9 protein-coding genes are annotated in these 7,842 nt (G+C 48.0%); 4 read left to right on the top strand and 5 right to left on the bottom strand.

The genetic code is table 11. The features are described 5' to 3' along the window. Positions 1–193: 193 nt before the first annotated feature. Both D8Y20_RS06600 and ftsY read left to right on the top strand, forming a co-directional pair. Positions 194–703 carry a peptidylprolyl isomerase gene (locus tag D8Y20_RS06600; RefSeq protein ID WP_236075303.1) on the top strand — a complete coding sequence of 170 codons (510 nt, stop codon included), beginning with the start codon at positions 194–196 and terminating at the stop codon, positions 701–703. A 256-nt stretch (positions 704–959) separates the two neighbouring features. After that, positions 960–1,859, top strand: a complete 900-nt coding sequence (gene ftsY, locus D8Y20_RS06590) for a signal recognition particle-docking protein FtsY (protein ID WP_121542240.1) — start codon at positions 960–962, stop codon at positions 1,857–1,859. Positions 1,860–1,916: 57 nt separating this feature from the next. On the opposite strand, the gene D8Y20_RS06585 is transcribed toward ftsY, so the two are convergent. The 5 genes from D8Y20_RS06585 to D8Y20_RS06565 all read right to left on the bottom strand — a co-directional run bounded on the left by D8Y20_RS06585 (position 1,917) and on the right by D8Y20_RS06565 (position 6,276). Next, positions 1,917–2,897, bottom strand: a complete 981-nt coding sequence (locus D8Y20_RS06585; RefSeq protein WP_121542239.1) for a Ppx/GppA phosphatase family protein — start codon at positions 2,895–2,897, stop codon at positions 1,917–1,919. Positions 2,898–2,899: 2 nt separating this feature from the next. Continuing rightward, entirely contained in the window at positions 2,900–3,409 is a 510-nt protein-coding gene (locus tag D8Y20_RS06580; protein WP_121542238.1) for a gamma carbonic anhydrase family protein, read from the bottom strand. A 16-nt stretch (positions 3,410–3,425) separates the two neighbouring features. Continuing rightward, positions 3,426–4,127, bottom strand: coding sequence for a hypothetical protein (locus D8Y20_RS06575; RefSeq protein WP_147434030.1), 702 nt, complete (start codon positions 4,125–4,127; stop codon positions 3,426–3,428). A 67-nt stretch (positions 4,128–4,194) separates the two neighbouring features. Then, positions 4,195–5,226 carry an N-acetyl-gamma-glutamyl-phosphate reductase gene (gene argC, locus D8Y20_RS06570; RefSeq protein ID WP_121542258.1) on the bottom strand — a complete coding sequence of 344 codons (1,032 nt, stop codon included), beginning with the start codon at positions 5,224–5,226 and terminating at the stop codon, positions 4,195–4,197. Positions 5,227–5,337: 111 nt separating this feature from the next. Next, positions 5,338–6,276, bottom strand: a complete 939-nt coding sequence (locus tag D8Y20_RS06565; RefSeq protein WP_236075301.1) for a M23 family metallopeptidase — start codon at positions 6,274–6,276, stop codon at positions 5,338–5,340. Positions 6,277–6,432: 156 nt separating this feature from the next. On the opposite strand from D8Y20_RS06565, the gene D8Y20_RS06560 reads away from it, so the two are divergent. Both D8Y20_RS06560 and rpsB read left to right on the top strand, forming a co-directional pair. Next, on the top strand, positions 6,433–6,864 hold the full coding sequence (locus tag D8Y20_RS06560; RefSeq protein WP_147434029.1) for a hypothetical protein: 432 nt from the start codon (positions 6,433–6,435) through the stop codon (positions 6,862–6,864). 148 nt (positions 6,865–7,012) lie between these two features. Continuing rightward, the gene (gene rpsB / locus D8Y20_RS06555) at positions 7,013–7,774 is read left to right on the top strand and encodes a 30S ribosomal protein S2 (RefSeq protein WP_121542235.1); all 762 of its coding nucleotides are present in this window, start codon (positions 7,013–7,015) and stop codon (positions 7,772–7,774) included. The last annotated feature ends 68 nt before the right edge of the window (positions 7,775–7,842 follow it).

Here is a 7,842-nt window from a genome sequence, read left to right as displayed (position 1 = left end):
ACAACGGCTGACAACACCCCATAAAACACAGCCTAGCGTAGTGTTGGCGAAAGCTCGTTATATATGATGGAATTCACCGCTGATTCAACGATGGAGGCAAAAAATGAAACGTTTTTTTATCTTATTGGCACTAGGCACAGGCATTTTATTTCAATCCATACAGTCAGCCAGCGCTGATCAGGTTCAAGTTACCATGACCACATCAATGGGTGTGATCGAGCTGGAACTGAATCGGGATAAAGCTCCCATAAGCGTCGCCAACTTTCTGCAATATGCAAAAAAAGGCAGCTATAATGGCACTATCTTTCACCGCGTGATCCCCGGTTTCATGATTCAGGGCGGCGGTTTCAACAAAGATATGCAAAAACGAACATCACTCGCCCCCATCCACAACGAAGCCGATAATGGCTTATCCAATACCACGGGTTCCATTGCCATGGCACGGACTTCAGCCCCCCATTCAGCCAGCAATCAATTCTTCATCAATACGAAAAACAACCACTTCCTCAACCACAGTGCCAAAACCACCCGTGGCTGGGGATATGCCGTATTCGGAAGAGTCAGCAAAGGCATGGATGTAGTGCGCAAGATTGAAGCTGTCAGCACCGGCAATAAAGGCGGCATGCAGGATGTGCCACTTACCCCCATTGTCATTGAAAAGGTTGAAGTCATAGAATGGGCAGACGCGGCGGCATCCTTTTAAAGCTTTTATTCAATTTGGCGGCAGGGGATTTCCTATAAGCCAGTCTGCTTGCTCTATCCCAAGAGCATTCAAATAGGAGAATCTGGTAAATATATGCATTTATCATTCTCGCGGATGAGCTCACCCATGAAGTTTTGCATCGCAACCCCGTATATTTGACGTTTCCCCGTATATTTTTCATGGACAAGTGTTTGAATCTTGTCATCCTGAAATCCCGTTAAACTCACAGCGTTAATGCCACTGTTCAGGAGCAACCATGTCCTCATTTTTTTCCAGATTAAAACAAGGATTGTCGCGTAGTCGTGACAGTTTAGCCCAGCTGGTGCCGGGCGGCTCGGTAGATGCGCTTTCTGAAGAAGAATGGCTGGATATTGAAGATGGATTGATTATGGCTGACTGTGGTGGTGAGCTATCCGGTTCTTTAGTCCAGCAGGCACGCAAACGCCGTGGCAGCTCTATCGAAGCACTGAAAACATCTATGTTATCGATGATCCCAGACGCCAAAGAGATCAACACCTCAGAAAACGGACCTTTTGTGCTACTCGTTGTCGGTGTGAATGGTACGGGCAAAACAACCACCATCGGTAAATTAGCTACCATGTTCGGCCAACAAGGAAAATCCGTCCTGGTTGGTGCAGGAGACACGTTTCGTGCTGCCGCGGTCGATCAACTAGCGGTATGGGTAGAGCGCGCCGGAGCAGACATGGTACGTCAACACGATGGTGCTGACCCTGCATCGGTTGCTTTTGATACCGTTCAGCGTGGCGTGGCCAGAAATTATGATGTGGTGATTGTTGATACAGCCGGGCGCGTACAAACCGATCGTGGTTTAATGGATGAATTGGCCAAAGTACGACGCGTGATCAGCAAGGCATTCCCCGGTGCTCCACATGAAGTATGGCAAGTCGTTGATGGTGGCACAGGACAAAACGCCGTGGTTCAGGTTGAAAAATTCCGTGAAGTTGCTGGCACAACAGGTCTTATTGTCACCAAACTTGATGGCTCCGGCAAAGGCGGCATTGTATTACAACTCTCGCACACCTACGGTCTGCCTATTCGTTATGTCGGCGTTGGCGAGACACTGGAAGACCTGATGCCATTCAATGCCGAAGCGTTCATCACCAGCCTGCTACCTGAGCATGCGGTTAAATCATAAGCGATCAGAAATACTTACCACGAAGGCACAGACAGCTTTATTGTGTTTCAGCTATGTCTATTGCTTGCTTATTGTTAGCCAGGCCCCTTCCAACAGACCTGCATCCACGATGACCAGCTCATCATAGTGCCAGCGATTCATCACTGCCTCTACAATGGCTAACCCCGCAACTATCAGATCAGCACGGCCTGGCTCAATAGTGCGAACAGCCTGACGCTGTTCATGATTCATGCTTAACAAGCGATCACGCAATGCTTCAAAGTCAGCCCGGGACATACGATAATTATTGATAACATCGGCATCATAGGGGCACAGATCCAGTGCCGTTGCAGCCAGTGTTGTTACTGTGCCGGCCGTACCCACCAAGGATGCCGGCGCATCACAGTCACCCCAATAGGTCTCCACAGCAACAAGATGAGCATCGGCTGCCGCAATCATAGCCTGATAATCGGATGGAGATGGCGGATCAGTATGCAGATGCGCCTCAACCAGCCGTACGACCCCCATCTTGGTACTGATAGCATCGCGCGTAATCATCTCTCCGTGATTCTGAGATGCATCGCTCTGGGCTGCACGAATAAATTCGGTGCTGGCTCCGCCAATATCGAACAACAGCATATCTGAGCGCATTTCCGGAAGCAGCACTGCACATGAACCCGATAAAGACATCACCGCCTCTGTTTCACCACCGATAATTTCAATCTGTATGCCGGTCTGTTCAGCCACATTATCCCGGAATAATGTTCCATTGCCCGCTTCACGCATGGCTGCTGTAGCCACTGCCCGAACATGATCTTCATTTACATCAAACTGCTCCAACAGCGCGGCATACCTTTCAAACGCAGCCAACCCGCGTGCCATTGCCGCATCAGATAGTTCACCACTATGATGCAGGCCTTCACCAAGCCTGATGATATCATGGGTATAGTGGATGATATGCCAGGGTGTAGCAGTACCAGATGGATTTACCTCCGCAATCATCAAACGAAAGGTATTGGAGCCAATATCGATAGCAGCAAAACGTTGCAGATCAGACATCATCAATCCTTTTTATGGTTCAATGCAACATCAACATAATGACTGGCAGAACGCAGCAAAAAAGCATCCTCTTCATCATTCAAGGCCCTCACTTCTCTGGCTGGTGAACCGGCATAGAGATAACCGCCACGCAGTACTTTACGCTCGGTCACCAATGATCCCGCTGCCAGAAAACATCCCTCCTCCAGCACTGCCTGATCCATAATGATCGAGCCCATACCAACCAGGCAGCGATCCTGAATTTCACAACTATGCAAAATCACACGATGACCAACTGTCACATCATCACCAACCACACAGGGGCTAACACCACCGCTGGTATGAATCATCGTTAGATCCTGAATATTTGAGCGCTCACCAATCACAATATCATGGACATCACCACGCAATACACTCTGATACCAGATGCTTGAGTCCAGACCTATCGTAACACGCCCGATCACATCGGCCGATTCGGCAATAAATGCCGAAGACGCAATGTCAGGATTCCAATGTAAATATGGTTTAATCATGCTCTCACCTCTTATCTTATGGTGCTATCATGCCATCAGACTGTTCACTCAAGCCTGTGTTATTAACAGGTGCTTCTACAGATTGCAGTGCATGCCTGTTCAAAATAGGAATTTCAATCTGCTGATTATTCTTTCCGCGTTTATCAAACAGCGATATGTGCAACATTTTAGGCTGCCACGCCCTTAACCATGGAAGAGTACCTTCAAAAAATGCATGCGTAGTCATATCAAACTGAAGTGAACGCTTACCTTTTTTACTCTGCAAGACAATCTCATCGCCATTTGGAGCAGTCACGGATAAGCTCAAATGACCTTTTGCCCAGCGAGGATAATTCTCACCTTTTACCACAACCAGATGATAGACAATGCTCTGATCATCCTGCCACTGCGCAGTAGGATGCAATATATGCCATCCACCCACTTTACGTGCCGCCAATACATCATCAAACATCGCCAATCGTTGTTTCATGGTCAGCATATCATGGCTATTACGCAACAGCTCTTTTTGCAATCCTTCAATTTGACCATTGCGCAGAGCCAACAGTGCTTCAGTCTCAGATAATGTACTGGTTAAATGCCTGTTTTCATATTGCACTTGCGCGATATGTTGACGCTCTTGTGCATATTGACTTGAAGTCAGCAACATCGGAGCCAGAACAGCGACGGCGGCAAGCATCACCAACACGCTCAATATCAATGTAAACAGTCTAATGGTCACCGTTGACTCAGGCGCTGTTTTCTTTCCAAATAATATATATATGGGGGCATTCCATACACGCTTCAAATCAAGGCCACAGCGCATGCACCGAAAGACCCAGTGATTCATCCAGACCACACATCAAATTAGCATTTTGAATGGCCTGCCCGGATGCGCCCTTCAGCAGATTATCAATACAGCTGACTACGACCACCTCATGGTCACTCAATACAGATATACCGATATCACAACGGTTGCTACCGGATACACCTGCTGTTGACGGTAACCGGCCTTCAGGCAACACCCGCACAAATCGCTCGCCTTCATATGAAGCTTGCAACACAGCATGCCACTCGTCCGTATGTTCTCCTGAGAGGTGCAAGGTGGTCAGCATACCGCGGTTCATCGGCAGAATATGCGGCACGAAACGCACCTTAATGGATGCACCGGCAAAACCAAGCGCCCACTCTTCCATCTCCCAGGCGTGGCGATGCCTAGGCAAACCATACGCTTTCAGCGACTCATTAAGTTCACAATACAATAGATCAACATTCGCACTGCGACCGGCACCGGATGCACCGGACTTGGCATCAATAATAATGGATGAACTATCCAACCATCCTGTTTTCAATAGCGGCAGCAGCGGCAACAGCGTTGACGTTGGATAACAACCCGGATTAGCAACCAGTCGGGCACTCTCTACCCGTTCACGTGCACACTCTGTCAAGCCGTAAACGGCTTCAGAAAACAGCTCAGGATGTGGATGTTCGGCACCATATGCCGCCCGGTATGTATCGTGCGATTGATGTCTGAAATCAGCAGATAGATCCACTACCTTTTTACCAACATCAAGCGCTTTTTTCACACTCGTTGCAGCAGCACCATGCGGCAGAGCAGTAAACACCAGAGCCACAGACTCCGGCAGCACAGCATCGGCTTTGGCTAAAATCATATCAGCCACATCACCTGCGCAACCCGGCATCACTTCTCCAGCCTGCCTGCCAGCTTGCGAATGTGCCCCGAGATGGGCAATTTCAAACACCGGATGGTTTTCAATTAAACGGATCAATTCGGCACCGGTGTAACCGGTTGCACCAAGAATAGCGACGGGTATCTTCATCATGCAGCCATGCTACGCAACGAAGCGTTTGCATCAAACTGTTTCAATGACACTTCAATGAATTATTTTAAAAAATGTATTTAGGAAGCCGCGCTGAACGACAACAGACAACTAACCGCGTGGTAAAAAAGATGCCGGATTAACCAGCTTATCGAAGCGCCGCACTTCGTAATGCAGATGTGGGCCAGTTGAACGCCCTGTAGATCCAATATGGCCTATAACCTGATTACCCGCCACCACATCGCCAATTTCAACACTTACCGCACCCATATGAGCATAACGTGTTTTGTATCCATAGCCATGCTCAACATCAACCACATAGCCAAAATCAACCATTTTACCTGCAAATGTCACCACACCACGACTGGCTGACAATATCGCTGCACCGGAGCGATTGGCGATATCCACACCATAATGCTGAGCGGGATGCCCGTTAAACGGGTCAATGCGGCGACCGAAACGTGAACTAATCCAGCCGCCCTCGGTAGGCCATGCATGCGGCTTAGCATCCAGCAGTGCATGTCTGCTTTCCAACATATAATCGATAGCCACCAGCTGTGCATCAAGTTGCTTCAGGTGACCATCCATATCCTGCAAATCCACACGCAATGCTTTTTGTGTAAGCAACGATTCAGGCTGAGGCAAACGCGGCCCGCCAAAAGCAGGCTCAAGTTCAAAATCAAACTCCGACTTATCCAGTGACGCCACATCGACCAAACGAGAGCCCAACGCATCCAAACGTGCCATGCGTGCCTGAATTTGTCCTAATGTACGCGCGTAAACAGCTTGCTTCTGCTGCTCTGTATGCAACTGACCCTGCAGTGACTCAAGTTGAATTGAATTCGCTACCCTGGCCTGATCCAGTGATTGTTTACTCTGGTTAAGCGCCTGAGAGAATTGGCCTGTCTGCATAAGGCCGAACACGCCCCAAATACCAAACGTCAAAGAGCCTAAAACAGCAACCATGGATACAACCAGCAGATTTCGACTGATCACAATACCAAAGTGATTCCCGGAAGAAGATGCAGACATCATCAATTGTTTTTTCATTTCAGAGCATCCTCTCCATCACAACCTATTATTCTTATCACACGTTCTAAACCAACGAAATGTGCATCTATCTATATAACGTTCACTTACACCGACAACAAGATTGGTTTGACCCATCCTCATTGACTGCCATCCCGAAGCTTATAATCTTGCCCCATGTTACCAAACCACAGTTCAACACAAGAAGTTTTTATCCAACGCCACTGCATGCAGCGGATACTCCATGAAACCATAAACAGTCAACAAAAAGAGTGCTTTGGGGTGCTTATTGGAGGCGGGAACATAATAACAAACAACATCCATGTCACGGACAAAGTGTTGCAAAATAACATTTCAGTGGCAAAAGCGCCCAATAATGATCAGGCATTAGGTTACTATTTGAGCTTAAGGGAACGTGATTCAACACCCCTTGAGAAACGCTCTCACACAGCATTACTTCCCTCTCAGGCTAAACTACAAGCCCCCCTTTATTACCTCATTATCTACACAGATCACCATGGCAGAATTGATGTACACATGTATGCCGACTCAGCACTGACCAAACCGCTCACCTTGCGCATGAAGGAAGATGAATGCGCTAAAACTTGATATCCTACGCACTTTTCGTTAGAAAGCGCGCCCGTTCAAAATGAGCGGAATACGCACACCGTCTAATCCATTGTGCCCTCCTATTGCGGACTTATAGCGATAACGGGTGATTGGCGGTGGAGGTAATAAAAACAATCGGAGGACAGAAATGTCTCAATTTACTATGAAACAACTGCTTGAAGCAGGCGTACACTTTGGTCATCAGACCCGTCGTTGGAATCCAAAAATGGCTCCATACATTTTTGGCAAACGTAACGGCATCCACATCATCGATCTTCAGAAAACACTGCGTATGGCCAATGAATCCTATTCATTCATGCAGGAGCTGGCAGCTGCTGGCGGCCGTGTATTGTTTGTCGGCACCAAGCGTCAGGCTCGCGATGCTGTAAAAGAAGAATCTGCGCGTGGCGGACACTTTTATGTCAATCACCGCTGGTTGGGCGGCATGCTGACCAACTTCGCGACTGTGCAGCAGTCAGTACGTAAAATGAAAGATTTACAGCGTCAGAAAGAAGAAGGCGTGTTTGACCTATTGACCAAAAAAGAAGCTCTTCAGCTACAGCGTGAACTGGACAAACTGGAACGCTCACTCGGCGGCATCAAAGAAATGACCGAGCTGCCTGACTGTCTGTTCGTTGTTGATGTACGCAAAGAAGAATTGGCTGTAAAAGAAGCTCAGAAGCTTGGCATACCGGTTGTTGCAGTTGTAGATACCAACTGTAACCCAACAGGCATTGATTATATCATTCCTGGTAATGACGATGCGATTCGTGCTGTACGCTTGTTCTGCAGCAAAATTGCTGATGCACTACTTGAAGGCGCTGAAGCATGGCAGTTGGAAAACGCAGAAGATGGTGATGATATTGTAGAAGCTATGGCTGTCGCTGTTGAAGAAGAACCAGCCGCATAAATAACACGGGAGCCGTTCAGCTTGGCTTAGGACTCACGCATAAGTGAAAACCAGCCAGGCTGAACAGC

Origin of the sequence: Mariprofundus sp. EBB-1 (assembly GCF_003665155.1) — a bacterium.
Taxonomy (GTDB): domain Bacteria; phylum Pseudomonadota; class Zetaproteobacteria; order Mariprofundales; family Mariprofundaceae; genus Mariprofundus.
Note: the sequence above shows the minus strand (reverse complement) of the source record. Positions and strands in the feature narration are given on the sequence as shown.

Coding starts and splice junctions, on each gene's coding strand:
- D8Y20_RS06580 (WP_121542238.1), bottom strand. CDS start 3,409: ATGATTAAACCATATTTACATTGGAATCCTGACATTGCGTCTTCGGCA.
- rpsB (WP_121542235.1), top strand. CDS start 7,013: ATGTCTCAATTTACTATGAAACAACTGCTTGAAGCAGGCGTACACTTT.
- D8Y20_RS06600 (WP_236075303.1), top strand. CDS start 194: ATGACCACATCAATGGGTGTGATCGAGCTGGAACTGAATCGGGATAAA.
- argC (WP_121542258.1), bottom strand. CDS start 5,226: ATGAAGATACCCGTCGCTATTCTTGGTGCAACCGGTTACACCGGTGCC.
- D8Y20_RS06565 (WP_236075301.1), bottom strand. CDS start 6,276: ATGAAAAAACAATTGATGATGTCTGCATCTTCTTCCGGGAATCACTTT.
- D8Y20_RS06585 (WP_121542239.1), bottom strand. CDS start 2,897: ATGTCTGATCTGCAACGTTTTGCTGCTATCGATATTGGCTCCAATACC.
- D8Y20_RS06560 (WP_147434029.1), top strand. CDS start 6,433: ATGTTACCAAACCACAGTTCAACACAAGAAGTTTTTATCCAACGCCAC.
- ftsY (WP_121542240.1), top strand. CDS start 960: ATGTCCTCATTTTTTTCCAGATTAAAACAAGGATTGTCGCGTAGTCGT.